This is a genomic window from Segniliparus rotundus DSM 44985 (assembly GCF_000092825.1).
GTDB lineage: Bacteria > Actinomycetota > Actinomycetes > Mycobacteriales > Mycobacteriaceae > Segniliparus > Segniliparus rotundus.
In genome coordinates, this window is the sequence record NC_014168.1 from 635,628 (window position 1) to 659,907 (window position 24,280).

Genomic DNA, 24,280 nt, shown 5'->3' on the forward strand with positions numbered 1-24,280 from the left:
TGCTCACTGTGGTCGACCGCTTCTCTCTGGTGCCCGGAGTGTGGCGTGAATGGCGCCCGCGCCATGTGACCGGCGCGCTGTCGCGGATCGGGCTCGCCCAGAGCCAGCGCTACCATCTCTCGCCGTTGCTGGGCGGGGCCCCGTCCAATCCCTGGAAGGGGTGGATGGCCTTGGCCTTCGATGTGCCCGGCCACGTCCACCACGACGCTCTTGCCGCCGCGTTCGAAGCGCTGGTCCGTCGTCACGAGGCGCTTCGGTGCGCCTACGAGGTGGCCGGCGGAGAGATCCAGCGCCGAGTCATCCCTCCCGCCCATGTCGTCTTCGAGCCGCCCAGTGCAGGCGTGCCCTTCGACGGGGCCGAGGACATGCACCGCTTTCTGCGGGGCCGGTTGGACGAGGCTTGTGATCCGACCCGCTCGCCGTCGGGGCTCTTCGCGGCGGTGGACCGGCCCGAAGCGAGCACGATCATATGCGCCTTCGACCACACCGCTGTGGACGCCATGTCCTTCGCGGTCGCCTTCGCGGAGCTCTGGGATCATTATCACGCCCGAGTCGAAGGGCGCGAGCCCGCGCCGCTGCCGCCGGTGGGGAGCTTCTTGGAGTACTGCGAGTTCGAGGCGGGCATGCCTGCGGTGCCCCCCGAGCACCCCGGCTTTCTCGCGTGGCGTGAGTTCGCGGCGATGGCCGGAGGGGTCGGCCCCGCCTTCCCGCTCGATCTGGGCGTCGGGCCTGGGGCGCTGGCCCCGCAGGGCTCGGCAGTGTGCTCGCTGCTCTCCGACGCTGCGGCGCAGTCGCTCGAACGGGTCTGCGCCGCAGCCGGCGGAAGCCTGTTCAACGGTGTGGTGACCGCGTTGGCGGCAGCAGTGCGCGAGCTCGGCGGGCCCAAGGAGTTCCCCCTGTCCACGCCCCTGCACACGCGCTGGAAACCCGAATGGGAGCAGGCGGTCGGCTGGTTCGTCAAGAACATCCCGCTCATCCTCGTCGCCGGGGACTCCTTCGCCGATGGGATCGCTCGCAATAAAGCTCTGTTCCGGTCCATGCTGCCTGCCGCGAAAGTCCCGTTGGCGCAAGTCGTCGGCGGGGAAGCGCCCTTGGTCAGCTTGGCCCGCAGGGATGTGAGCGCGGTGAGCTTCCTCGATTATCGCAAGGCTCCTGGGGCGGGGCTTCCTGCTGCGGCCCGACCGCGCCACATCAGCAACGTGACGGTTGCGGACGATCTGCAACTCTGGTTCTCACGGACGGCAGACGGGCTGTCTGTGCGCCTGCGTTATCCCGACACCGATATCGCCCGAAGGACAGCAGAGGGATTGGTCGAGACAATGCGCGATGTGGTGCAGGCGGCGCTCAGGTCGAGCCCGCTCGCCCCGAGCCGTTAGGGGTGAGCGGTTCCTCTTGTTCGGGCGAAGGCGCGAATTCGAATGGACACGGAGCCGAAGACGACGAACATCATCGAAGTGCCCAGGACAGATGTCACACATTGCGCGATGTCGACGGGAAGATGGAAAATGCACAAGAGCGCGACGAGAATGAGCGCGATATAGGTGAGGCCGCAGAAAAAAGTGGTTCTCCTATGCATCCGGTCCCATTCCCGCATATCGTCCGGCGTCCAGCCTTGCGCTCGGAGGTCGTTTTCCGCGAAACCAGGAAGGGCTTTCTCGGAGAAAAGTTTTGTGAGCGGCTTTCCCGCGGCCCAGCTGATGAGGAGGGCGAGCCCGGTCAGCGCGCCAGGAAGCGTGTTCGCGACCTGGGTTTGCTGCGCGTTGTGCGTGGTGAGCCCGACGGCGAGCGAAAACGCGAGCAATGCCATGACGACCAGCGAGACGATGTTCGCTTTTCGCTCGCGCAGCAGCGTGGCCAAGCTCAACAGCGCCGACACCGTGATCCCGGCGATGACAGCGACCCAGGCCGCCGCCCCGAGGACTCGCGCGGCGTAATACGCGGCAAGCACAAGCCCGACGTTCAGCCACACGCGTTTCGCCAGATTCTTCATACCTGCCGCAGGTGTGGGCCGCGACGGTTCGGGGGCGCTCGGAGACTGCGTCGGGCACGCCTCTGTCTGGTCGGTCGTGGCGCTATCGGGCATTGGCGAGCTGTTGTGCATGGGCGACTCCACGGCGAGGATTGAACGGAGAGGAAAATGAAGCGGACATGGAGATATGCCGGCGCATAGTCATCGTAAAAGACGAAGCCACCCGCCGCAACAGCGTGTTCGTGCTTGTTGGCGGCAAAAGAAAACGCGACTGCGCTACCAGAGTTTCGGCGCGGCGCCCGGTCGGATCGTGAAACCGTGTTCGGCGTTGTTCGCGCAGGTGATGTTCGCGCCTTGTTGTCCGCATGTCACAGTGACCCCGTGTTCGGGGTCCACTTGCAGCACGATTTTCTTTCCGGCGGGCAGCGTCGGGGCATTGTCCGGCCATTCGCCCTCCAGCAGGGTGTGGCACGGTTTTTGCCGATAATCCGATTCCCAGCCCACCAGGCTCGACCGCGCCCCGTCGGGGTCCTGGCCGCGATGCAGATCGCAGACCCAGCCCGAGCTCCATGGCGGCCCGGAGTCGTCTGCGACATGGCAGAAGCCGCCTTCGCCGACGACGAACTTGCATGCCGTGTTTCCCGACGCAGTGGCGAACACCCAACTGCTCTGCCCCCGCATAAAGCCGGACGGATCTGCGAGCTCGAGCCCGTTCAGCTCGGCCGGTTCGTTCGGGTCCTGCGGCGCGGGCTCGGGGGCGGCGCTCGTCGGGGCGGGCGTTTGGCTTGTGCTCTCCGGCGTGACGGTGACGGTCGCAGTCGCCACGGTGACTCGGCCGTCGCCGGAGAGGAAGCCGCAACCGGCGCTCAACAACACGGGGGCGGACCCGGCCGCGAGCAACCTCAAAGGGAGCGCGAACCGAATCCGGGCGGGACGGGCCTGTGCAGGACAGGCATGGGGGCCGAGACGGGGGACACTGGGCAGGAGCACAGCTGCTTATTCTAGGCTTGATCGGATGCTTTGGAATCGGCTTGTGCCTTTGTGCGCCGCTGTGGCGGCCTTGGTGTGCGGTTGCTCCTCCCCGGCCCCGCCGCCGGACCCCTCGCGCGTCCCCGCGTCGTTCGCGTTGGCGGGCTCTGATTTCCCCGAGGGGTACGAGTTCCACGACGACCGCGACCTTCGGGCTCTGGACTCCGTGGAACTCGGGCCGCAGAGCAAAGACCCCCGGCTTTTCGACTACTCGAAACTCACCCTCGACCATCTCGCCACCGACCAGCCGGGGTGCGCGGCGTTGGTCGCGTTCGGGAGCCGGCCCACATACCGGCCCGCGGCCGGACCGGCCCTGCCCGCCTCCTCGGAGTCGCGCAGCTCGCTCGGCTTCGACCAGCGGTCTTCGACAACGCTCACCTTCACCGTCACCCGCGACCCGGTCCCGCTCGGCAGATACCGGGACGCGATCGCCGGTTGCGCGCGCTTCGCCGTCACATCCGAGAAGATCGGCCCTGGGCAGGGCTCGATCACGCCGATGGACGCTCCTGCCGGGGGCCTCGCCTACGGCCTTGAGGCGCAGCTGCAATCCCCGTCGGGCATCGGGTACACCTTCTCTCGGGAGCTCATCGCGGCCCCGGTCGGGAACACAACGGTGCTGGGCGTGCTGAGCCGCACCAGCAGCGCAGAGGGGGGCAAAGCCCCGCTCGACGAGGCGACGTTGCGGGCGTTGTTCCAGAAACTCGCGGACAAAGTGAAGCAGGGCTGAGGGGCGAGCGCACGCTAGAGCAGCTCGCGGGCCAGTTCGCCGACGACCTCGGGACGCTCTTCCAGGACCATGTGGTTGACGTCGAGATGCGCGACGGTGAGCGCGTCGCCGAGCCGCTCCCGAAGCGCTTGCTCGTACTCCGGGTTGAAATACGGCGGTTGCACCTTGTCCGCCACGAGCACGGTGGCCGTGATTCCCGCCGGGGGCAGCGCCCAGGGCCGTGCGAGCTCGCTCCAGCTGGTAATCAGCGCGGCGGGGGAGAAGCGCCAGAAGAACCTGCCGTCCGGCAGTTCGACGAAGTGCTCGTCAAGCTCGGCTTGCAGGATCTCATCCGGCACATCGGCCCACGCCTCGCTCTTTTTATCGGCGAACGCCTCGTCTCGGTCCCGGTAGGAGTGGTGCTCGACGAACCAATCCGCGTATTCGGTGAGCTGTTCTCGGCGGGCTCCGATGGCCGGGTCGAGCAGGAGCAAGCCTTTCACCAGATCGGGGGCCTGGTTGGCGAGATGCACGGACAGCAAGCCGCCGTACGAGTGCGCGAGCACCAGGACGGGGCCGTTCGCGTGCTCGCGCGCCGTCGCTTCGAGCGCGTCCACTTGGGCCTCGATGTTCCACGGCGCGGTCCACGAGGAATGGCCGTGGCCGAGGAGGTCCGGGGCGATGACCCGCGCGTGGGGGACCTGTGTTTGCGACCACCTGCGGAACCGGCCGCCGTAGCCGGTCACCCCGTGGATCGCGAGGATCGGCGGCCCGTCTGCCGGTCCGAAAAGGTGCGTGTGCAAGGAAGACATATGATGGGGCAACTCCGCGACCGCTTGTTCTATTCCGCCCAGATCTATTCCGCTCAGTTGGAGCACAAGCGCCGCGGCGGGTCTGACGAGGGATTCGAGGCGGCCGGGCCGGGCCGCGCGCCGTCGTGGCGGCGGCGCTGCCGGGATCATGGCCGACTATGAGACCGACTGTTGCCGCTGTGTTGTGCTCCGCGGTGTGCGCGGCGAGTGTTTCGTTCATCGGCCAAGCCGAAGCCGAACAGGACTTCCACCCGATCTGGTGCCCGCAGGCCACGTCGTACTACGTCCAGCTCCGCGAAGCCCTGGACCCGTTGCGCGCGGCCACCGTCGCCCATGACCTGGACGTCGCGAAGGAGCGGGGGCAATCCGCTCAGGCGGGCCAGGGCAGCGCGCCCGGGCCGAACGCCTCCCCGCCGGTGAAGCAGCGCGACAACGAGGACCAGCCCCCGCGCGCCGCCGACGGCAACCCGTTGTGGCCTCGCCACGCAAGCCCGCCCGCCCCGCCGCGGCCCGCAGACCAGGCCGCGCAGCCCCCGTCGGCTCCCGCAGGTCCCGCGCCGGTGAAGCAATGGGCGTGGGGCGATCCCGATGTGCAGGACGCGGTGGACCAGTTCGAGGAGAAATCCCCCCTGCTGTACCGCCGGATCAACACCTTGGTCGCCGAGACCTGGTGGGCGGAGCTGCAGGACGCCGGGAGCGCGCTCAGCGCCAAGTTCGGCGAGGTCGTCGGCGATGTGCGCGAGCAGGTCGCCGCGCAGGATCTGACGAGGGATTGGATCTCCCTCGAAGAGCAGTACGACGTCATCAAGAACCTCTGCGTCGGCTGGGGGGAGACTGCTCAGCCCGGTGTGGCTCCGCCGGGGCAGCCGGAGTGGCCCGCGGGCTCCAGCCCGGACACCGCGCGGCCGCCGGGGATCGAGAACACCGCGTGGCCGCACACCCCTGGCTGGGTCGATGTGGCAGTGCCCGACCCCGACGATCCTGACGCGCCGCCGCCCGCGCACCGGCCGTACCCGCCGCCCGCGGACGCGCAGCCCGCCCCGCTGGCGCATCAGGGCTGCGAACGCTACGACTACCGCTCCGGCGGTTGGGGCCAGTACCCGTTCTGCCCCGGCGAAGGCCCCGACGGCGACAACCCCGGCCCAGACGAAGCGGACGGTCCGGGCGGCTCTGGCGAGTAGCCCGGCCGGCTTCCGGGCGATTCTGATCCGCTCGGCTATGCTGAGCGCTATGCGGATCGCGTTCTCCCGGCTTGGGCTCTTTCGGCCCGTCGCTGTCGCCTCGGCGTTTTTGCTCGCCGGGTCGGCGATGCTCGTCCTCGAGCCCGCCGCGCAGGCCCGGCCCAACTGGTGCCAGATGAACCGAGGCGTGACCGGGACCGTGCAACGCGACCTCGACCATTTGCGCGCCGCCATGTCCAAGCCCGGCTGGCGTTGGGACGACCCTGCCGTCCGCGACGCTGTCGCGTGGGTCGGCACGGACCTGTCCACGACGATCACCCGGCTCGACAGGGTCACGGGCGGGGCGGCGCAGGGCAATATCTGGGTGAACGACCCCAACCCGTGGGACGACGACTACAGCGAGTACGCCGACCTGCTGCGCGAACTCGACGGCTCGCTGGACGACGAGGCCGACCCCTCGACGGTGCTGGCGGACATCGCCGCCGTCGAGTCCAAGACCCGCGAGCTCGGGGCGAACTGCGACGGCGTGCCGGTTCCGCCCGACGCGGGGCCGATACACCCCAACCCCCCCAACAACTGAATCGGCCGGGCGGCGAACCCCCCGCCCGCGGGGGGGGGGGCTGGGCGAGTTTGCTCTTCCTCTTCGGAGCGGGTACTCTAAAGCATCACACTTGTGTTTCGCATGCGGACTTTCGTCGGCAGTGAAGCACTGCCGCGCGTTTCGAATGGGTGAAACCAGGCGCGACGTGCGGCGAGTGTCCAAGCCTGACCCTACGAGCTCAAGAAAATTCCGGAGTCCCCGAACCTTATGCCAACCCCTACGACCACCTCGCCCATTGTTGCCGTCAACGACGTCGGGAACATCGAGGAACTTCTCAAGGCCATCGACGCCACGATCAAATACTTCAACGACGGGGACATCGTGTCAGGCACGATCGTGAAGGTCGAACGCGACGAAGTTCTTCTTGACATCGGTTACAAGACCGAAGGCGTGATCCCCTCCCGCGAGCTTTCCATCAAACACGACGTCGACCCCAGCGAGGTCGTCTCCGTCGGCGACGTCGTCGAAGCCCTCGTCCTCACCAAAGAGGACAAAGAAGGCCGCCTGATCCTCTCCAAGAAGCGCGCGCAGTACGAGCGCGCCTGGGGCGAGGTCGAGGCGCACAAGGAGAAGGACGAGTCCGTCAAGGGCACGGTCATCGAGGTCGTCAAGGGCGGCCTGATCGTGGACATCGGTCTGCGCGGCTTCCTCCCGGCCTCCCTCGTGGACATGCGCCGGGTGCGCGACCTGCAGCCGTACATCGGCAAAGAGATCGAGACCAAGATCATCGAGCTCGACAAGAACCGCAACAACGTGGTCCTCTCGCGCCGAGCCTGGTTGGAGCAGACCCAGTCCGAGGTGCGCACCGAATTCTTGAACCGCCTGCAGAAGGGCAACATCAAGAAGGGCGTCATCTCCTCCATCGTCAACTTCGGCGCCTTCGTGGACCTTGGCGGCGTGGACGGCCTCGTGCACGTCTCCGAGCTGTCGTGGAAGCACATCGACCACCCCTCCGAGGTCGTCAAGGTCGGCGACGAGGTCACCGTCGAGGTGCTCGACGTCGACTTCAGCCGCGAGCGCGTCTCGCTGTCGCTCAAAGCGACGCAGGAGGACCCGTGGCGGCACTTCGCCCGGACCCACGCCATCGGCCAGATCGTCCAGGGCAAGGTCACCAAGCTCGTCCCGTTCGGCGCGTTCGTCCGCGTCGGCGAGGGCATCGAGGGCCTGGTGCACATCTCGGAGCTCTCCGAGCGCCACATCGAGCAGCCGGAGTCCGTGGTCGCCGTGGACGACGCGGTGCTCGTGAAGGTCATCGACATCGACCTTGAGCGCCGCCGGATCTCGCTGTCCATCAAGCAGGCGAACGAGGACTACCCGGAGGAGTTCGACCCGGCGCGCTACGGCATGGCCGACTCCTACGACGAGGACGGCAACTACATTTTCCCGGAGGGCTTCGACTCGGAGACCAACGAATGGCTCGAAGGCTTCGACGCCCAGCGCGCCGAATGGGAGGCCCGCTACGCCGAGTCCGAGCGTCTGTGGAAGCTCCACGGCGAGCAGATCGAGCGGTTCGCGGCGGCGGTCAAAGCCGCCCCGGCCCGCGCCGCGTCCAACGGCCGAGGCCGCCAGGACTCCGGGGAGCCGGAGTCCGGCAGCCGGATCGCCAGCGAAGAGCAGCTTGAGGCGCTGCGCGAGAAGCTCGCCTCGAAAGCCTGACAGCTTTCCCCGCAACGCCGATGGCCACCTGTTTCGACAGGTGGCCATCGGCGTTTTCGGTCTCCGATAGACTCCCCGCATGCTGAAGATCGGGCTCTCCGGTGGAATCGGATCGGGAAAATCCACTGTCGCTGCCGTGTTCGCGGAGCTCGGCGCGCTCATTGTGGACTCGGACAAGATCGCGCGAGAAGTGGTCGAGCCGGGCACGCCTGGGCTCGCGCAGCTCGTGGAGGCGTTCGGGGCCGAGATCCTCGCCGAAGACGGGACGCTCGACCGTCCGAAGCTCGCCGCGAAAGTGTTCGGCGACGACGAAGCCCGAGCGCAGCTCAACGCGATCACGCATCCGCTGGTCGCGGCCCGGAGCCAGGAGCTGGTGGAAGCCGCCCCGCCCGAGCAGGTCGTGGTCCGCGACATCCCGCTCCTCGTGGAGTTGGGCCTCGCGCCGTTCTTCTCGCTGGCGGTCATTGTCGAAGCCCCGCCCGAGGAGCGCCTGCGGCGGCTGACCGAGGCGCGGGGCATGAGCGAGGAAGACGCGCTCGCCAGGATACGGTCCCAAGCTTCGGACGACGCGCGCCGCGCCGCCGCCGACATCGTGCTGGACAACAGCGGCTCGCCCGAAGACCTCCGCGCAAGAGTGCGCGAACTGTGGGCTGAGCGCATTGCGCCGTTCCACGAGCACGTGCTGGCGCGGACGCCTCCGCCAGCGCCCGAAGCCTATGTCCTCGCCGAACCGGACCCGACCTGGCAGGCCCAAGCGGCGCGGCTCATCGCCCGGGTCTCGGTCGCCGCAGGCGGGAAGGCGGTCCGGGCGGACCACATCGGCTCCACCGCCGTGCCCGGCCTCGCCGCGAAGAATGTGATCGACCTCCAGCTCACGGTCGCCTCGTTGCAGGACGCGGACGAACTCGTCGAACCGCTCGCTGCCATCGGCTTCATCCCAGTCCCCGGCGTCGACCACGACAATCCCCATGGGGCTGCCGCGAGTGCGGACCAAGACATGAGCCGTTGGCGCAAGCGGTTCTGTGTCTCGGCGGATCCAGGCAGACCGGCGAACCTGCATCTTCGCGTGGACGGCTGGCCGAATCAGCGCTTCGCTCTGCTCTTCCGGGACTGGCTGCGCGCGGCTCCGGCTGTCGCGGACGAGTATCTGGCGGTCAAGCAGCGCGCAGCAGCGCGGGCGCGGGAGACGGACAATCCTGCGGACGGCGACGACCAAGTGAAGGAGCCGTGGTTCGCAACGGCCTATCCGCGAGCCGTGCGGTGGGCCCAGGAGACCGGTTGGTCGCCTGCGCCAGCGAGCAGCGGGCCGTGACCGGAAAATCTGCGCCGCAGCCGCCGCTGCTCCCCAAAGCGCTCGGCCCGGCCCCGGATCGGCTCGAAGACGAGGCGACCTGGGACGAGGTGCAGGCCAGCGGGCCGCTCGTGGCGCAGCGCGAACTGCGGGACGTCACGCTGCGCCGGAGCCGCCTCGTCGAAGCGAGCCTCGCGGGGCTCGTGGTCGAGCGGTTGCGCTGCGAGAATGTCGAATTTGTCCGTTGCGACCTCTCGGGGGCCATCTGGGACAGCGCTTTTTTGGAAAGGGCCGTGTTCCTTGACTGCCGGATGACGGGACTGACGCTGAGCGGGGCCAGGCTCCGCGACGTCCGGGTCGAAAGCTGCGGCGCGGAGCTGGCGAGTTTCCGCATGGCCAAGGCTGAACGTCTGCATGTGGAGGCCTCGATCCTCCGCGGGGCGGACTTCCAGGAGGCGGCGTTGGCGCAGTCGCGCCTCGTGCGTTCCGATTTGCGCGGGGCGGGCTTTCGGCGGGCGCAGCTCTCCCAGGTCGAGTTGCGCGGCTCTTCGCTGCACGGTCTTGTCGGGGTTGCTTCGCTCCGGGGGGCGCAGGTCACCGCAGATCAAGCCGTTGTGCTCGGCATGCAGCTGCTCGCCGAGACGGGGATCGGCGTCATCGGCTGACGCGGCGGGCATTGCCGCTCAGAAGATGTCGTCAATGACGTCCTCGACGACTTCCTCGCCGATGGCGAACCCGGCGCCCATCGCCATCGCCTGGCCGAAGCCGCTGCCCATCAACCGGCTGAAGAACCCGCCGCCTTGCTGCTGGGGGCTCTGGTAGCGCGCGGCGGCAGGGGGCTGGGCAGGGGAGGGCTGCCAGTCAGGGGCCGATGGCTGCGTGTACGGAGAAGCCGTGTACGGCTGTTGGGCGGGCGCCGCGACGTACGGGGACGCGGCGAAATGCTGAGCGGTCGCAGATGGGACGGGCGCAGGCTGGGTCGCGGCGCGGGCAAGATCGACAGCCACACGGGACTGCTCGTTCGCCGAGAACGCGGCTTCACGCAGATCGAGCTGCCATTCCCGCGCGTTGAGGTCGCCGAGGTCGGCGCAGGCCTTCATTTTGTCGCTCAGCCGGGTGATCAGGGTCGCGGACTGCGCTTGGCGCTCGGCGAGGGATCCTTGGGTTTGCGCGATCACGTCGGGGTTGCCCAAGCTCGCGATATTGGCCAAGCTCGCGGCGAGGCTGGATTCCTCTCGGACGGACAGGCTTGTCTCGCGAAGGTCGAGCAGCCACTCTCGCGCGTGCTGTTCGCCTGCGTCGGCGGCAGCCTTGAGCTTGGCGGCGAGGCCGTCGAGCAGATCCGCGGTGCGCTTGCTGCTCTGTGCCAACTCGGCTTGCGCCTTCGCCACTGCGCTGGTGTCCATGTGCGCGCTCCTTCTTGCCGTGCCGGGTGTCGCGGTGAGCCGGAGCGGACGCGCCGGCTCACCTGAAGAACGAACCGAGGGCAGATGGAGTTCCCCGAATCACGTGAGGCCCCGCAGGCGAGCCTGCGGGGCCTCACGTGAAATCACGGGCGGCGAGCGCCGGGTGTGCTGGCGCCGCCCTGGAGCGTCCAGCTCAGAGGGCTGGAATCGTGAGCTCTTGCCCGACGTTGATGAGGTCGGGATTGGCGATGCCGTTGGCCTCGGCGATCTTGGGGTAGAGGTTCGCGTCGCCATAGAACTTCTGCGCGATGGCGGAAAGGGTGTCCCCTCCCGCGACGACGTAGGTCTGCGGCTCGGGAGCGGCAGGCTCCTCGTCGGCGGAGGGGGCTGCTGGCGGCGGGGCGTCCGTCGCGGTGCCCGAGTTCCACAGCGCGGAACCGTCAGCGCCGTACACGACGAGATTGCGGTCGTCTTGGAGCGCAAGGTGCACGTCGCCCTTGGTCTTCGTCGCCCACTTCGGGTCGTGGTCCCCGGTGTACAGCACGACGTTGCCGTCGGTCTGCACGTCGAGCCGGATGACGCCTTGGCCCTGGGTCTTGCTGGACCAGACCGCGTTGGATCCCTCGGAGAGGACGAGGTTCCCGTCGTCCTGCAGGGTCAGCGTGTACGCGCCGTTGTCGGAGGAAAGGACCTGTCCCTTGGTGAGGGACTGGCCTGCTTGCAGATTTGCCATGATGCACCTTTCGATGGTTGTTACACCGGCGAAGGCGAAGCTACCAGAATTGGCTGGGCGGCGGTAGGGCCGCCTCGCGCTGTCTTGCTTTCGCGGGGCTCCTGCTCGGCAGATGGAACCGATGCGCGGCGGATTACGTCTTATTGGAGAAGGGGCGCCACGCGGCCGCGGGCACAGCGGCATGGCGGCACAGCGACGTGGCGGCACAGCGACGTGGAGAAATGGTGGTGAGTTGTGGGGAAAGAGGCGTCATGTCGTTGCTCGCGGTGCTTCCCGCGCCCGGTCAGGCGCACGGCGCGCACGGGCGGATGCCCCGCTCCTGGCGGCGCTTTCCCGCCAGCTTCTGGCGGGGGCTGCTCCGGTGCGCTGTTCCCGCCATGTCCGAAGTCTCGGTCCTTGCCGAGGTGATCGAACAGCGTCACAGAGCGCGCACCCCCGAGCGCGCTCTGCGGGTGAGACAAAAAATCAGCGCGAACCCCACCACCAGGAACACTCCGACGAACCCGGCGACCCCGTCCCAGCCGAAGCGGCTGTACGCGAAGCCGCCGAACCCGCCGGCGAGCGCGCTGCCCATGTAATAGGCGAAAAGGTACAACGACGATGCCCCAGCCCGGTTCTGGGTCGCGATCCGGCTGACCCACCCGCTGGCCGTGGAGTGGGCCGCGAAGAAGCCCGCCGTGAACAGCAACATGCCCAACAGCACTGCCCACAGGGAATCGGGCAGCGTGATCGCAAGCCCCGCCGCGGTGACGACAGCGGCCCAGGCGAGAGTTTTCGCTCGGCCGACCCGGTCGGCGAGCCTGCCCGCCTGCGCCGAGGCGAACGTGCCCGCGAGGTAGAGGACGAAAACCAAACCGACGACCGTCTCAGACAAGCAGAACGGCGCCGAGGTGAGCCGGTAGCCCAGGTAGTTGTACACGGTGACGAATCCGCCCATGAGGAGGAAGCCCAAGGCGAACAGGCACCCGAGCGAAGGATCGCGCAGATGCCCGCCAAGGCTCCTGAACAGGGCTGCGAGCCCGAGCGGCGCTGGGCGGAAGAATCGTGATGGCGGCAATGAGCGGATGAAGAGGACGGTGAGCACGAGCGCTGCCGCGCTGGCGGTTTCCATCGCGATCCGCCACGACACGACGTCGAGGGCGCAGGACGGGATGATCCGGCCGGCCAAACCGCCCAGGGACGTGCCCGCGACATAGCGGCCCATCGCGCGGCTGAGCGAGCCGCTGTGGACCTCCTCGGCGAGATACGCCATCGCGACGGCGGGCACTCCCGCCAGGGCCACCCCTTGCAACGCCCGCCCGCACAGCAGGACGCCCATCGTCGGGCTCAACGGCAGCAGGAGCCCGATCGCCGAGGACAGGGCCGCGGAGGCGGCCATGACGCGAGTGCGGCCGAAACGCTCCGAGAGCACGCCCGCGGGGATCAACGCCAACGCGAGGAAGCCGGTCGTGAGCGACACGGAGAGCGCCGCAGTGGCGGGCGTGACGCGAAACGACCTGGAAAGCGCCGGGAGCAAAGCTTGGGTGGCGTACATCGACATAAAGGTGGTGAGCCCGGCGGCGAACAGCGCCAGGGTGACGCCCCGATATCCCGCCGAGCCGCAGGCGTGCGCCTGCGCGCCCTCTGTCGTGTGCAATGCGGTCATACTGCCTCCTCGCCTGCTATTTTTCGCGACCTGGGCCGGGAAGGGAAATGCGCCAGAACGCGGCGCGTCATGCCCGCGCGGCATAAACGGTGGTGAGCGCGCCGCCGCGATGGGAAAGGGTGAGCGCTGTCATAGTCCGGGCAGGGAGGTTTTTTCCGCCAGCGCCCACCGCTCAAGCCCGGTGAGCGGCAGTTTTCGACCGCTGGGCGCGACATAGCGCGCGGCGAGCTCCTGGGAGCCGACGTCCTCGACGATCCGCCAGCCGCGCCGCGCGAGCGCCCCGGCGATCTCTTCCGGCTCGAAACCGGTCTTCCAGAGCTGCTTCTGCCGGACGTTCTTGCGGTGGAAACCCCCGGCCCCGTACGACTCCCGGCCTGACAGGAAATCGCCCCGGACGTAGGTGAGCGCCACAAGGCTGCCTGCGCGCGCGCAGCCCAGGAAGTCGAGCGTTCTCTCGACTGCGTCGCGGGACAAATATTGTGTGCCGCCCTCCCACAGGAACAGGGTTTTCGTCTGCGGCGCCCAGTCGGCCTCGACCAGCTCCCCGCCGAGGCTGTCCTCGGCCACATCGAGCGGCACAAAGACGATGTGCTCGGGGACTGCGCCGAAGGCCCGGATGAGCGCGGTTCGTTTGAGCGCGACGACACCGGGGAGGTCCACCTCGTAGACTTTGGCCGAGGCGAGGGAGCCGACTCGGTGCGCGAGGGTGTCCAAGCCCGCGCCGAGCTGCACCACCGCTCGCGCTCCGGCCGCGAACGCCCGTTCGGCCGCGTCGTCCGCGTACCGTTTGCGGCAGAGCGTCCAGCCCCATATGCCGGGGATCTGCCGCTCGCTCGCGTTGCGCACGAGCCAGCGCGCCAACCGCATGCCCAGCGCCCGCCGCACGGCCTCCGACAACATCAGGGGAGCGGCCTCGTCACGCAGGAGCGGACGCGGTTCGTGCTGTTCGGCCGCGACGACGATCATGGGCCCCGCCGCGATGCGCATGGCTGTTCCGTCGCTCATGCGCCCATCCTAGGCCCGGGCGGGCGGCCACAGCGCCGCTGCGCGGGCAGATTGTCGGACCCGCTCGCTACTCTGGGGATATGGCTTTCGCGAGAGAGATGGACGAGCACGACCACCCGTTGGGCGCGGTGCCGCCGGGCATGCTCGCCGAAGTCCGCCGCCTCCAGCAGCCTTTCGAGGTGGTGAGCGAGCACCAGCCCGCGGGGGACCAGCCCGCCGCGATCGCGGAGCTGCAGCGCCGGATCGAGGCGGGGGAGCGCGACGTCGTGCTGTTGGGGGCCACCGGCACCGGCAAGTCGGCGACCACGGCGTGGCTCATCGAGCGCCTGCAACGCCCCACCCTGGTCATGGCTCCGAACAAGACGCTCGCCGCGCAGCTGGCCAACGAGTTGCGCGAGATGCTGCCCAAAAACGCCGTCGAGTACTTCGTCTCCTATTACGACTACTACCAACCCGAGGCGTACATCGCGCAGACGGACACCTACATCGAGAAAGACTCCTCGGTCAACGACAATGTGGAGCGGCTGCGCCACTCGGCCACCCGCAACCTCCTCTCACGCCGGGACGTGGTCGTCGTCGCCTCGGTGAGCTGCATTTACGGCCTTGGCTCGCCGCAGTCCTACCTTGACCGATCCGTGCTGTTGACCAAAGGCCAAGAGGCGGGCCGCGACAAACTGCTGCGCCTGCTGGTCGACATGCAGTACGACCGCAACGACGTGGCGTTCACCCGCGGCACGTTCCGTGTGCGCGGCGACACCGTGGAGATCATCCCGGCCTACGAGGAGCTGGCCGTGCGAGTCGAGTTCTTCGGCGACGAGATCGACGGTTTGGCCTACCTCAACAAGCTCACCGGCGACGTGGTGGCCAACGTGGACCAGGTGCGGATCTTCCCCGCGACGCACTACATCACCGGCGAGGGGCGGATGGCGCAGGTGATGGAGGCGATCCGCCAGGAGCTCGCAGAGCGCCTGGCGGTTTTGGAGGCGCAGGGCAAGCTGCTGGAGGCGCAACGGCTGCGCATGCGCACGGAGTACGACCTGGAGATGATCCAGCAAGTCGGCTTTTGCTCCGGCATTGAGAACTACTCGCGGCACATGGACGGCCGAGGCCCCGGCACCGCCCCGGCGACGCTGTTGGACTACTTCCCCGAGGATTTCCTCACGGTCATCGACGAGTCCCATGTCACCGTGCCCCAGATCGGCGCGATGTTCGAGGGGGACATGGCGCGCAAACGCAATCTTGTCGAGTACGGCTTCCGATTGCCCTCCGCAGTGGACAACCGGCCGTTGACCTGGGAAGAGTTCTCCGAACGCGTCGGTCAGACCGTGTACTTGTCGGCGACCCCCGGACCGTACGAGCTGGGCCAGGCGGGGGGCGAGTTCGTGGAGCAGGTCATCCGCCCGACCGGCCTGGTCGACCCCAAGATCGTCGTCAAGCCCACCAAGGGGCAGATCGACGACTTGGTGCACGAGATCCGCCAGCGCGCCGAACGAGACGAACGGGTGCTGGTCACGACGCTGACCAAGAAGATGGCCGAAGACCTCACGGATTATCTCCTCGAGCTGGGGATACGGGTACGCTACCTGCACTCGGACATCGACACGCTGCGCCGGGTCGAGCTTTTGCGAGAGTTGCGCCAAGGCGAGTACGACGTGCTGGTCGGCATCAACCTGCTGCGCGAAGGCCTCGACCTGCCCGAAGTTTCTCTGGTCTGCATCCTCGACGCGGACAAGGAAGGCTTCTTGCGCTCCACCACCAGCCTCATCCAGACCATCGGCCGCGCCGCCCGCAACGTCAGCGGCGAGGTGCACATGTACGCGGACACGATCACCGACTCCATGCGCAACGCCATAGACGAGACGGAACGCCGCCGCGCGAAACAGATCGCCTACAACACGGAGAACGGCATCGACCCCCGTCCGCTGCGCAAGAAGATCGCCGACATCCTCGACCGGGTCTACGAGGAGTCCGAGGACACCGCCGACGCGAAAAGCGCGAAGGCGCCGCAGAAGCCCTCGAAGAAAAAAACCTCGGCGGGGACCACGCCGAGGACCGAGCTGGTCGCGCTCATCGACGAATTGAACGAGCAGATGCTCTCCGCCGCGCGCGAACTGCGCTTCGAACTCGCGGCCCGGTTGCGCGACGAGTTGGCGGAATACAAGAAAGAGCTCAAGGGCATGGACGCGGCAGGCGTCACATAGCCGAACTCACCCCTGCTCGTGCTGCGCCATGCGATCCGCGAGCGCGGTGACGTACTCGGCTCCGTTGCTCATGGTCGAGGAGACCTCAAAGACGACGTTCCCGCCTCGGCGGGCCTCATGGAAGACAGGCGTGTTGCCGCCACGAGGCGGGAAAGAGAAGCTGGTCTGCCATTGCGCGGCGTCGGGGACGGCATCGTCCGCGTTGGTCTGCGCGCGGAGCGCGGCGAAAGCTTGCCCGGCGCTGGCTTCGTCTGAGTACACCGTCGCGTTCAGCCCCACAGTGACATGGTTCTTCAGGGCTGTGATCTCGTCCGCCGCCGCCTGTTCGGCAGTGTCGTCGTTGCCGTCGCCGCCGCTGTCGGCGCTCGCGCCGTCCGGCGCCGGCGCGGCGTTGAGCTGCCCTTCGTATGTCGCCGAAAGGTACGCGGTCCACGCCCCTGGGGGAACGGCGCCATTGTGCTGGGACGACGCGTCCAATTTTTTCTCCTGCGTGGGCCCGTCGCCGCGGAAGACGTTTGTTTGGCCTGGGCGCAGCTTGGCAGTGATGTCATTGAGTTCGGCGACGCTGAACAGGAGCGTGTCGACTTTCTCCGCCGCGAACAACGGCGGATCGCTCCAGCTCGCAGGGGCGGGCAGCGCAGCTGCGGCGATGGCGAAGACGCAGACGCGCCAGAGGGAGACCATGGCCTTATCGTCGCACCGCGCTCAGCTGCTGTCCAGCGCACAGGGGTCCTGCGGCGTCCGGGGCAGGCCTCTGCCCAGGGCCGCGCGCCCGCTCAGCGCCAGATCTGATCGGCGTCGCTCGGCTCTTGCGGCGGCGGCCCGGCCAGCGCGCCCGGCGTCCTGGAGAACCGGGGCGCCGCCTGCGGCAGGACGCCCTCCGCAAGCTCCACCAGATTGCCGCGCGCTGCCATGTGCGGGTGGCGCGAGGCTTCCTCGAAGGTCAGCACGGGAGTCGCGCACGCGTCGGAGCCCTCGAAAACAGCGGCCCATTCGTCCCTGGTCTTGGTCCGGAAGACTTCCTCGAACGTTGTGTGCAGCTGCGGCCAGCCATCCTGGTCGCCTTGTTCGGGGATGTCCTTGCCCGCCAGCCCCAGCTTTGCGAGCAGCTCGGCGTAGAACTGCGGCTCGATCGCCCCGACCGCGAAATATTTCCCGTCCGAGGTGGTGTAGGTGCGGTAATACGGGGCGGCTCCGTCGAGGAAGTTGTTCTGGCGCCCGTCGTTCCAAAACCCCACCGACCGCAGCGCCCAGATCAGGTGCGACAAGGCGTTCACCCCGTCGACCATGGCGGCGTCGATGGTCTGCCCCCGGCCGGAGCGCTCGCGTTCCACAAGGGCCGCCAAGATTCCGAGGACGAGGAACATCGATCCGCCGCCGAAGTCCGCGACCATGTTCAGCGGGGGCGGCGGCGGGGCCTCGGCCGGACCGATGGCATGGAGCACGCCGGTCAGGCTCAAATAGTTGAGATCGTGGCCCGCCCGGGCGGCGAGGGGCCCGTCCTGGCCCCAGCCGGTGATCCGGCCGTACACGAGCTTCGGGTTGAGCGCCGCGCATTCCTCGGGGCCGAGGCCGTTGCGTTCCATCACGCCGGGACGGAATCCCTCGATGAGCACGTCGGCGCGTTCGACCAGGCCTTTGACTTTGGCGAGCTGATCGTCCTCGCGCAGGTCGGCGAGCACGATCTGGCGGCCGCGCAGCTGTTGGTCTGGCAACAGGTAACCCGGCCGCTGCACCCGCACCACGTCCGCGCCCAGGTTCGCCAACAACAATGCCGCGTGCGGGCCGGGGCCGATGCCCGCGAACTCCAGAACACGGACTCCGGTGAGGGGGCCTTGGCTCATGTCGCGCTCTTTGCTTGTTCCCGAAGCGCCAGCAGCAGCGACGAGAAGTCCAATTTCCCTGAGCCGTTGTCGGCGTGCTGGCGGAAATACTGCGCGGCGAGGCGCCCGAATTCGGTGGCCGTGCCGACCGAGTCGGCGGCGTCTGCCGCCAACGCCAAATCTTTCGCGATGAGGGCGGTCGCGAACCCCCCCTGGTAGTCCCGGTTCGCGGGGCTCGCCGGCACCGGCCCGGGAATGGGGCAGTTCGTGGTCAGCGCCCAGCACTGCGCGGACGAGGTCGACGCGACCTCGTAGAACACCTGCGGGTCCAGGCCGAGTTTTTCCGCGAGGACGAACGCCTCGCAGATCGAGACCATCGAGATGCCCAGCGCCATGTTGTTGCAGATCTTCGCCGCCTGCCCGCTGCCGTGGCCGCCGCAATGCACGACGCGCTTGCCCATGCCTTCCAACAGTCCCTTGGCCCGGGCGACGTCCGCCTCGTCGCCGCCTGCCATAAAGGTGAGGGTGGCGTTCTGCGCCCCGAAGACGCCGCCCGAAACAGGGGCGTCGATCGCAGCGCGCCCTGCGGCTTGGGCGAGTTCCGCCGCCTGGCGGGCCTGGTCGACGGCGATGGTGGAGCTGTCGATGAACAAGGTGTCCGGTCTGGTCGCGGTGAAGAACGCCGGATCTGCGTAGACGTCGAGCACATGCTGCCCAGTGGGAAGCATGCTCACGACGAATTCGGCTCCTGCCACCGCCGTCGGGATATCGGGCGCGATGGCGACTCCGGCCTTTTCGGCCTGTCGCAGGGCGTCTGGCGAGAGGTCGTAGCCGACGACGTCGAATCCTGCTTTCACCAGGTTGGCGGACATCGGTCCGCCCATTTGCCCTAAGCCGATGAAGGCGACGGCGGTGCTCATGGGTGTGCTCCTTCGCTCACTGCATGGTGGGGATGACGAAGCTCGACGCAGCGGGCCCGCCGGTCCGGGCGGCGGCTCCCCCTCCCTCGGACCAGCGCGAGGTCACGGTCTTCGTCTTCGTGTTGAACCGGATCGAGTCCGGGCCGTGCTGTCCGAGGTCGCCGAACCCGGAGCGTTTCCAACCGCCGAAGACGTGGTAGGACACCGGCACCGGAATCGCCACATTGACCCCGACCATGCCGACTTGGACCCGGTCGGTGAAATCTCTGGCGACGTCGCCGCTGCGCGTGAAGATCGACACGCCGTTGCCGAACTCGTGCTCGCTCGGCAGGCGCAAGGCGCTCTCGTAGTCGTCCACGCGGACCACCGACAGCACCGGGCCGAAGATCTCTTCCCGGTAGATGCGCATCTGCGCGGTCACATGGTCGAACAGGCAGGGTCCGAGGAAGAACCCGTTCTCGTGCCCGGCCAACGACAGGCCTCGGCCGTCGAGCACCAGTTGCGCGCCTTCCTGGACGCCGACGTCGATGTAGCCGCGCACCCTCTCGAGCGCGTCCGGGCCGATGAGCGGGCCGTAGTCAGCGCTCTCGTCGAAGCTGTGGCCGACTTTGAGGCTTTTGGCGCGCTCAAGGAGCTTGGCGACGAGCGCGTCGCCCGTCGCCTTGCCGACCGGCACCGCCACCGAAATCGCCATGCACCGCTCCCCGGCGCTGCCGTACCCCGCGCCGAGCAGCGCTTCCACTGCTGCGTCGAGGTCCGCGTCCGGCATGATGACCATGTGGTTCTTCGCGCCGCCGAAGCATTGCGCCCGTTTGCCGCCCGCGCTCGCCGTCTGGTAGACGTGCTCGGCGACCGGAGTGGAGCCCACGAAGCCCACAGCTGCCACACGCGGGTCGGCGAGCAGGGTGTTCACTGCTGTGTGCGCGCCGTTGACCACATTGAGCACTCCGGGCGGCAGGCCCGCTTCCAGGAAGAGCTCCGCGATCCGCAAGGGCACCGAGGGGTCTCGCTCGGAGGGTTTGAGCACGAAGGCGTTGCCGCACGCGATCGACGGGGCCAACTGCCACAGCGGGACCATCGCGGGGAAGTTGAACGGGCTGATCCCGGCCACCACGCCGAGCGGCTGGCGCAGCGAATGCGTGTCGATGCCCGTCCCCGCCGAGCCGGTGAACTCGCCTTTGAGCAGATGCGGTATCCCCGCGGCGAACTCCACCACCTCAAGGCCGCGTTGGATGTCGCCCTGCGCGTCCGCGAGAGTTTTGCCGTGCTCGCTGGAGAGCAGTTTGGCGAGCTCGTCCCGTTCGGACTCGATGAGCTGCAGGAATTTCAGCAGCACCCGAGCCCGGCGCTGTGGGTTCCACGCGGCCCATCCCGGCTGCGCCGCCTGCGCCGAGGCGATGGCGGCCTCGGTCTCCGCCTGGTCGGCCAGGGCCACCCGTGCTTGCACCGCGCCGGTGTTCGGGTCGTAGACCTGGCCGAAGTGGCCAGAGGCGCCTTCGACAGACTTGCCGTCGACGAAGTGTCCCAGCTCTCTGATAGTGCTCACCTGTTGCTCCTCATATATCCGTGCAAGGATCCTACGCGCCCTCCGCCGGGCGCTGTCACGGCGTCATACCTCAGCTCGTGTCCAGCCTGCCACATGCTGTCGGTCGGCCGCCGTAGCATGTCCGCATGGTCCGTTTCGTGCACACTGCAGATTGGCAGCTCGGCATGACCAGGCATTTCCTGGACGAAGAGGCGCAATCTCGGTACACGGCGGCGCGGCTCGCGACGATCCGCGCCATCGGCGAGCTCGCAGTCGGAGAGGGCTGCGAGTTCGTCGTGGTGTGCGGCGACGTCTTCGAAAGCAACCAACTCGCGCCGATGACGCTCAGCCGCGCCTTGGAGGCGATGCGTCAAGCACAGGTCGATTTCTACCTGCTGCCCGGCAACCACGACCCGCTCTGCGCCGGTTCTCTCTACACCAGCGCGCAATTCCAGGCCGAATGCCCGCCGAACGTGGTCGTGCTCGACTCCTCGCGCGAGGTGCGCCCCGGAGTCGAGCTCCTCGCCGCGCCGTGGCGCGGCAAACGGCCCGAGTCCCCGCCCGCGCTGGCGGCGCTCGCCCAGGCCGACGGGCTGGGCGGGGACGTTCTGCGGGTGCTCGTCGCCCACGGCGCGGTCGACGCGCTCTCACCCGACTTGGACGCTCCGGGCGTGATGCGGTTGGCGGACCTGGAGCGGGCCCCCGTGCAGTATGTGGCGCTCGGCGACCGGCATTCCACGACCCGCGTGACGGACCGCGTCTGGTACTCGGGCAGCCCGGAGCCGACCAACTTCGACGATGTCGAGACGGACTCCGGCGCGGTCCTGGTGGTCGAACTCGACGGGGATCGGGCGGACGTCACGCCGAGGCGGGTGGCCCGATGGCGTTTTTGCACGCAGCGACACGACGTGAACGGGGCTGCGGACATCGCGTCGCTCGACAGCGCGTTGTCGGAAATCGCGGACAAGGACAGCACCGTCCTGCGGCTGGCGTTGCGCGGCGCGCTCTCGGTCGCGCAACGCGCCGATCTGGACGAAGTCCTCTCGCGGCACAGCAGGCTGTTCGCCAGTGTGCAACTCTGGCGGCGCCACACCGAGCTGGCGACAGTTCCCGACGACGAGGAGTTCTCCGGTTTCAGCGGTTTCGTCGGCGAGGCGGTTGCCGAGCTCGTCGAGCAGGCCCGCGCAGGGCAAGGGGACGCAGCGCGGGCGTTGGGCCTGCTCTTACGGTTGAGCGCAGCAGATAACAGCCCGGTCGGCGGGGGCGTGGCGCAATGAGGCTGCACCGGCTCGTGCTGTCCCATTACCGGGGCGTGCGCCATCGCGAGGTCGTCTTCGCCGCGCAGGGCGCGACTGTGGTCGAGGGTCCGAACGAGGCCGGGAAGTCCTCCATGGTCGAGGCATTGGACCTGCTGTTCGAAGTCAAAGACTCCTCCAAGACCAAACAACTGCGCGCCATCGCCCCCAAAGGCGCGGACGCCGCTCCGTTCGTGGAAGCCGAGGTGCAGAGCGGCCCGTACCGCTTCGTGTACGCGAAGCAGTGGCTGAAGAAGCCGTCAACGGTGCTCACCGTCCTCGCGCCCAAACGGGAACAGCTCACCGGGGAGGCCGCGCACGAGCGGGCGCAGTCCATGCTCGGCTCGACGGTGGACCTCGCCCTGTGGAAAGCATTGCGCATGCTGCAGACCGCGCGCGGGCAAGTGGAGGTCGACGGCTGCCCGGCGCTGCTCAAGGCCCTGGACGCGGCGGCGGGTCCGGTGACGCTCTCCGGCACAGAGACGACGCTGCTCGCGAAGATCGAGGCCGAGCTGCGCCGGTACTTCACCCCCGGCGGCAAGCCGACTGGCGAGCTGCGCGCGGCCCAGGAGCACGCCGCCGCAGCGCAGGCCCGGCAGGTTGAGGCGCGCGCGGCGCTGGAGTCCGTCGAAGCCGACGTCGCGCGCCATGAGGCGTTGTCCGCCCAGCTCAAGGAATTGTCGGCGGAGCGGGAAGAAGCGGCCCAGGCGCTCGCGCGCGCCCGTGAGCGCTGTGAGGCCGCACGCGGGCTGGCAACAGAATCCGACCTCGCCGCTCAGCGCGCCGCGCTCGCCGAGGCCCAAGCCCAGGCCGCGGCGCAAGCACAAGCAGAACGCGAGCGGCTCATCATCGAGCATGAGGAGCGCGTGCGCGCACTGCGCGACCTCGTGGCGCAGGGGGAGCGCCTTGTCGAAGGTTTCGCCGCCACCGCCAAGAGCATGGTCGCCGACCGGACGGCGCAGCGCGCACGCGCACAAGCAGAGCTGGCCCGTTTGCAAGACTTGGCCGAGCAAGCATCCCACGCGGCGAAAGCGCAGCAGCGGGCGAAGTCGGCGCTTGTCAGCGCGATCGACCCGCAGCTCGCGAAGAAAGCCCAGGAAGCGGCGCGGCAAGCGGAAGTCGCGGAGGCGCAGGCGCTCGCCGCCTCTGCTGCCGTCGACATTGATTTCCATGCGCCGCAGCAGGTTCGCATCAACGACGAACAAGTCGAAGCCGCCGCTGGATCTTCGCTGCGCCGGGCCGTGTTGGACACGCTGATCCTCACGGTGCCCGACGTGCTCACCCTGCGGATCGCCCCCGGCGCCCAAGGGGAGGGCGTTCAGGTTCGGCTTCAGCAGGCCAGGGAGGCTCTGGCCGCAGCGTTGGCGCGGGCGGGCTCTGCGACTGCCGCCGAGGTGGAGCAGCGCCTCGCGGAACGGGCGGCGCTGCACGCGGAGCTGGAACAGCGCACCCTGGCGCTGACCGCGTTGCTCGGCCCCCGAACGCACGAGGAGGTCGAAGAACAAGTTCGCTCCCTGCGCGCCGAGCTCGCGGGCGCCCCCGACGCGGAGGCTGAGGCGCAGGAATGGCTCCAGGCGAAAGCCCGCGAGGTCCAAGCGCGCGAGTCCACGGCGAAGGCTGAGTTGGAGAAGGCCGCGGAGCGGCTTGGCCAGGCCCGGGAGCATGAGTGCGACGAGGCGCTCAAGGAGCGCGTGCTGCGATGTGCGGCTTCGGCCGAGCAAGGGCGCAACGCCCTCGCCGAGCTCCGGGCACGAGCGGCCGAGGCCGACCTGGAGTCGGCTCGCGGCGCAGTTGCGGCCGCCGAGCGCGCGGACGCGGCGTTGGCCAGTCGTTTCGATTCGGTCCGTGAGGACATCGCGCAAGCCGCGGGTCGGCTCTCGGTCGGCGCCCGGTCGGGCCATCAGGAGGCGTGCGACGCGGCGAGCACGCAGTTGGCGCACGCGCAAGAAGAACTGGAGCGCGTTTCAGAACGTGCCCGCGCCGCGAAATTGCTGTGGGAGACCGTGTCCGCGCGCCGTGACGCCGCGCAGAGCCGCTACGCCGCTCCTTTGGAGCAGGCCATCAACAAGCTCGGCAGGTCGGTTTTCGGCGACTCCTTCGCGGTGCAGCTCGATGGGCAGTTGCGCGTCGAGACCCGCACCCTCGATGGGGTGACCGTTGACTTCGATTCGCTTTCCGAAGGAGCCAAAGAGCAGCTCGGTATGTTGGTGCGGCTCGCGTGCGCGAACTTGGTCGACCCGCTTGCGGGCGCGCCGGTCGTCATCGACGACGCGCTCGGCCACAGCGACCCGAGCCGTTTGGCGAAGATGCGAGAAACACTAGCCGCGGCCACAGGCCAAGTGATCGTGTTGACCTGTTATCCAGACCGGTTCGCCGGTGTGGGAGCCACAGTGCGGTTGTCAGGAAAATCCTGACGATGGGGCACGGGGGGCGAGAAGGCGATGGTCCGCCAGATGGTTCCCCTCGGGGCGGCGGCGGAAAA

Annotated in this window: 20 protein-coding genes and 1 pseudogene; 10 read left to right on the plus strand and 11 right to left on the minus strand. The window is 68.3% G+C overall.

Annotation, left to right across the window (positions count from 1 at the left end; translation table 11 throughout):
- The first annotated feature begins 8 nt into the window (after positions 1-8).
- A complete protein-coding gene (locus SROT_RS03300) occupies positions 9-1,376 on the plus strand; it encodes a condensation domain-containing protein (RefSeq protein ID WP_187288058.1) in 1,368 nt (455 codons plus the stop codon).
- Here SROT_RS03300 and SROT_RS03305 read toward each other — a convergent pair.
- The gene (locus tag SROT_RS03305; protein WP_041406877.1) at positions 1,373-1,990 is read right to left on the minus strand and encodes a VC0807 family protein; all 618 of its coding nucleotides are present in this window, start codon (positions 1,988-1,990) and stop codon (positions 1,373-1,375) included. The genes SROT_RS03300 and SROT_RS03305 overlap by 4 nt on opposite strands.
- Before the next feature lie 255 nt (positions 1,991-2,245).
- Positions 2,246-2,959, minus strand: coding sequence for a hypothetical protein (locus tag SROT_RS03310; RefSeq protein ID WP_013137594.1), 714 nt, complete (start codon positions 2,957-2,959; stop codon positions 2,246-2,248).
- Between the two features lie 25 nt (positions 2,960-2,984).
- Between SROT_RS03310 and SROT_RS03315 the strand changes: the two genes are divergently transcribed.
- Positions 2,985-3,725: a hypothetical protein gene (locus SROT_RS03315; protein ID WP_013137595.1), complete on the plus strand. Its 741-nt coding sequence runs from the start codon at positions 2,985-2,987 to the stop codon at positions 3,723-3,725.
- 14 nt (positions 3,726-3,739) lie between these two features.
- On the opposite strand, the gene SROT_RS03320 is transcribed toward SROT_RS03315, so the two are convergent.
- Positions 3,740-4,516: an alpha/beta fold hydrolase gene (locus SROT_RS03320; protein WP_013137596.1), complete on the minus strand. Its 777-nt coding sequence runs from the start codon at positions 4,514-4,516 to the stop codon at positions 3,740-3,742.
- Positions 4,517-4,674: 158 nt separating this feature from the next.
- Between SROT_RS03320 and SROT_RS03325 the strand changes: the two genes are divergently transcribed.
- The 5 genes from SROT_RS03325 to SROT_RS03345 all read left to right on the plus strand — a co-directional run bounded on the left by SROT_RS03325 (position 4,675) and on the right by SROT_RS03345 (position 9,910).
- Entirely contained in the window at positions 4,675-5,697 is a 1,023-nt protein-coding gene (locus SROT_RS03325) for a hypothetical protein (protein ID WP_013137598.1), read from the plus strand.
- A 49-nt stretch (positions 5,698-5,746) separates the two neighbouring features.
- A complete protein-coding gene (locus tag SROT_RS03330) occupies positions 5,747-6,277 on the plus strand; it encodes a tat pathway signal sequence (RefSeq protein ID WP_245535348.1) in 531 nt (176 codons plus the stop codon).
- Positions 6,278-6,505: 228 nt separating this feature from the next.
- A complete protein-coding gene (gene rpsA / locus SROT_RS03335) occupies positions 6,506-7,954 on the plus strand; it encodes a 30S ribosomal protein S1 (protein WP_013137600.1) in 1,449 nt (482 codons plus the stop codon).
- Between the two features lie 79 nt (positions 7,955-8,033).
- Positions 8,034-9,266: a dephospho-CoA kinase gene (coaE, locus tag SROT_RS03340; protein WP_013137601.1), complete on the plus strand. Its 1,233-nt coding sequence runs from the start codon at positions 8,034-8,036 to the stop codon at positions 9,264-9,266.
- A complete protein-coding gene (locus SROT_RS03345) occupies positions 9,263-9,910 on the plus strand; it encodes a pentapeptide repeat-containing protein (protein WP_245535349.1) in 648 nt (215 codons plus the stop codon). Before coaE ends, SROT_RS03345 begins: the two co-directional genes overlap by 4 nt.
- Before the next feature lie 18 nt (positions 9,911-9,928).
- Here SROT_RS03345 and SROT_RS03350 read toward each other — a convergent pair whose 3' ends face one another.
- From SROT_RS03350 to SROT_RS03365, 4 genes are all read right to left on the minus strand, one after another.
- On the minus strand, positions 9,929-10,651 hold the full coding sequence (locus tag SROT_RS03350) for a hypothetical protein (RefSeq protein WP_013137603.1): 723 nt from the start codon (positions 10,649-10,651) through the stop codon (positions 9,929-9,931).
- Positions 10,652-10,844: 193 nt separating this feature from the next.
- Positions 10,845-11,384: a LysM peptidoglycan-binding domain-containing protein gene (locus SROT_RS03355; RefSeq protein ID WP_013137604.1), complete on the minus strand. Its 540-nt coding sequence runs from the start codon at positions 11,382-11,384 to the stop codon at positions 10,845-10,847.
- A 418-nt stretch (positions 11,385-11,802) separates the two neighbouring features.
- Positions 11,803-13,029 carry an MFS transporter gene (locus SROT_RS03360; RefSeq protein ID WP_013137605.1) on the minus strand — a complete coding sequence of 409 codons (1,227 nt, stop codon included), beginning with the start codon at positions 13,027-13,029 and terminating at the stop codon, positions 11,803-11,805.
- Positions 13,030-13,158: 129 nt separating this feature from the next.
- Positions 13,159-14,034, minus strand: coding sequence for a class I SAM-dependent methyltransferase (locus SROT_RS03365; protein ID WP_013137606.1), 876 nt, complete (start codon positions 14,032-14,034; stop codon positions 13,159-13,161).
- Positions 14,035-14,201: 167 nt separating this feature from the next.
- Between SROT_RS03365 and uvrB the strand changes: the two are divergent.
- Positions 14,202-16,235 (plus strand): annotated as a pseudogene (gene uvrB / locus SROT_RS03370) (excinuclease ABC subunit UvrB); the annotation flags it as partial.
- Positions 16,236-16,241: 6 nt separating this feature from the next.
- Here uvrB and SROT_RS03375 read toward each other — a convergent pair.
- The 4 genes from SROT_RS03375 to SROT_RS03390 all read right to left on the minus strand — a co-directional run bounded on the left by SROT_RS03375 (position 16,242) and on the right by SROT_RS03390 (position 20,524).
- Positions 16,242-16,919 (minus strand): sensor domain-containing protein, encoded by a 678-nt coding sequence (locus tag SROT_RS03375; protein WP_013137608.1) that lies wholly within the window; start codon positions 16,917-16,919, stop codon positions 16,242-16,244.
- Between the two features lie 92 nt (positions 16,920-17,011).
- A complete protein-coding gene (locus SROT_RS03380; RefSeq protein WP_013137609.1) occupies positions 17,012-18,079 on the minus strand; it encodes a CaiB/BaiF CoA transferase family protein in 1,068 nt (355 codons plus the stop codon).
- Positions 18,076-18,978, minus strand: a complete 903-nt coding sequence (mmsB, locus tag SROT_RS03385) for a 3-hydroxyisobutyrate dehydrogenase (RefSeq protein WP_013137610.1) — start codon at positions 18,976-18,978, stop codon at positions 18,076-18,078. Before mmsB ends, SROT_RS03380 begins: the two co-directional genes overlap by 4 nt.
- A 16-nt stretch (positions 18,979-18,994) precedes the next feature.
- Entirely contained in the window at positions 18,995-20,524 is a 1,530-nt protein-coding gene (locus SROT_RS03390; protein WP_013137611.1) for a CoA-acylating methylmalonate-semialdehyde dehydrogenase, read from the minus strand.
- Between the two features lie 125 nt (positions 20,525-20,649).
- Between SROT_RS03390 and SROT_RS03395 the strand changes: the two genes are divergently transcribed.
- Entirely contained in the window at positions 20,650-21,780 is a 1,131-nt protein-coding gene (locus tag SROT_RS03395; RefSeq protein ID WP_013137612.1) for a metallophosphoesterase family protein, read from the plus strand.
- On the plus strand, positions 21,777-24,212 hold the full coding sequence (locus SROT_RS03400; protein ID WP_013137613.1) for an AAA family ATPase: 2,436 nt from the start codon (positions 21,777-21,779) through the stop codon (positions 24,210-24,212). The genes SROT_RS03395 and SROT_RS03400 overlap by 4 nt, the downstream gene beginning before the upstream one ends.
- The last annotated feature ends 68 nt before the right edge of the window (positions 24,213-24,280 follow it).

Coding starts and splice junctions, on each gene's coding strand:
- SROT_RS03305 (WP_041406877.1), bottom strand. CDS start 1,990: ATGAAGAATCTGGCGAAACGCGTGTGGCTGAACGTCGGGCTTGTGCTT.
- SROT_RS03315 (WP_013137595.1), top strand. CDS start 2,985: ATGCTTTGGAATCGGCTTGTGCCTTTGTGCGCCGCTGTGGCGGCCTTG.
- SROT_RS03320 (WP_013137596.1), bottom strand. CDS start 4,516: ATGTCTTCCTTGCACACGCACCTTTTCGGACCGGCAGACGGGCCGCCG.
- SROT_RS03325 (WP_013137598.1), top strand. CDS start 4,675: ATGAGACCGACTGTTGCCGCTGTGTTGTGCTCCGCGGTGTGCGCGGCG.
- SROT_RS03330 (WP_245535348.1), top strand. CDS start 5,747: ATGCGGATCGCGTTCTCCCGGCTTGGGCTCTTTCGGCCCGTCGCTGTC.
- rpsA (WP_013137600.1), top strand. CDS start 6,506: ATGCCAACCCCTACGACCACCTCGCCCATTGTTGCCGTCAACGACGTC.
- coaE (WP_013137601.1), top strand. CDS start 8,034: ATGCTGAAGATCGGGCTCTCCGGTGGAATCGGATCGGGAAAATCCACT.
- SROT_RS03350 (WP_013137603.1), bottom strand. CDS start 10,651: ATGGACACCAGCGCAGTGGCGAAGGCGCAAGCCGAGTTGGCACAGAGC.
- SROT_RS03355 (WP_013137604.1), bottom strand. CDS start 11,384: ATGGCAAATCTGCAAGCAGGCCAGTCCCTCACCAAGGGACAGGTCCTT.
- SROT_RS03360 (WP_013137605.1), bottom strand. CDS start 13,029: ATGACCGCATTGCACACGACAGAGGGCGCGCAGGCGCACGCCTGCGGC.
- SROT_RS03365 (WP_013137606.1), bottom strand. CDS start 14,034: ATGAGCGACGGAACAGCCATGCGCATCGCGGCGGGGCCCATGATCGTC.
- SROT_RS03375 (WP_013137608.1), bottom strand. CDS start 16,919: ATGGTCTCCCTCTGGCGCGTCTGCGTCTTCGCCATCGCCGCAGCTGCG.
- SROT_RS03380 (WP_013137609.1), bottom strand. CDS start 18,079: ATGAGCCAAGGCCCCCTCACCGGAGTCCGTGTTCTGGAGTTCGCGGGC.
- mmsB (WP_013137610.1), bottom strand. CDS start 18,978: ATGAGCACCGCCGTCGCCTTCATCGGCTTAGGGCAAATGGGCGGACCG.
- SROT_RS03395 (WP_013137612.1), top strand. CDS start 20,650: ATGGTCCGTTTCGTGCACACTGCAGATTGGCAGCTCGGCATGACCAGG.
- SROT_RS03400 (WP_013137613.1), top strand. CDS start 21,777: ATGAGGCTGCACCGGCTCGTGCTGTCCCATTACCGGGGCGTGCGCCAT.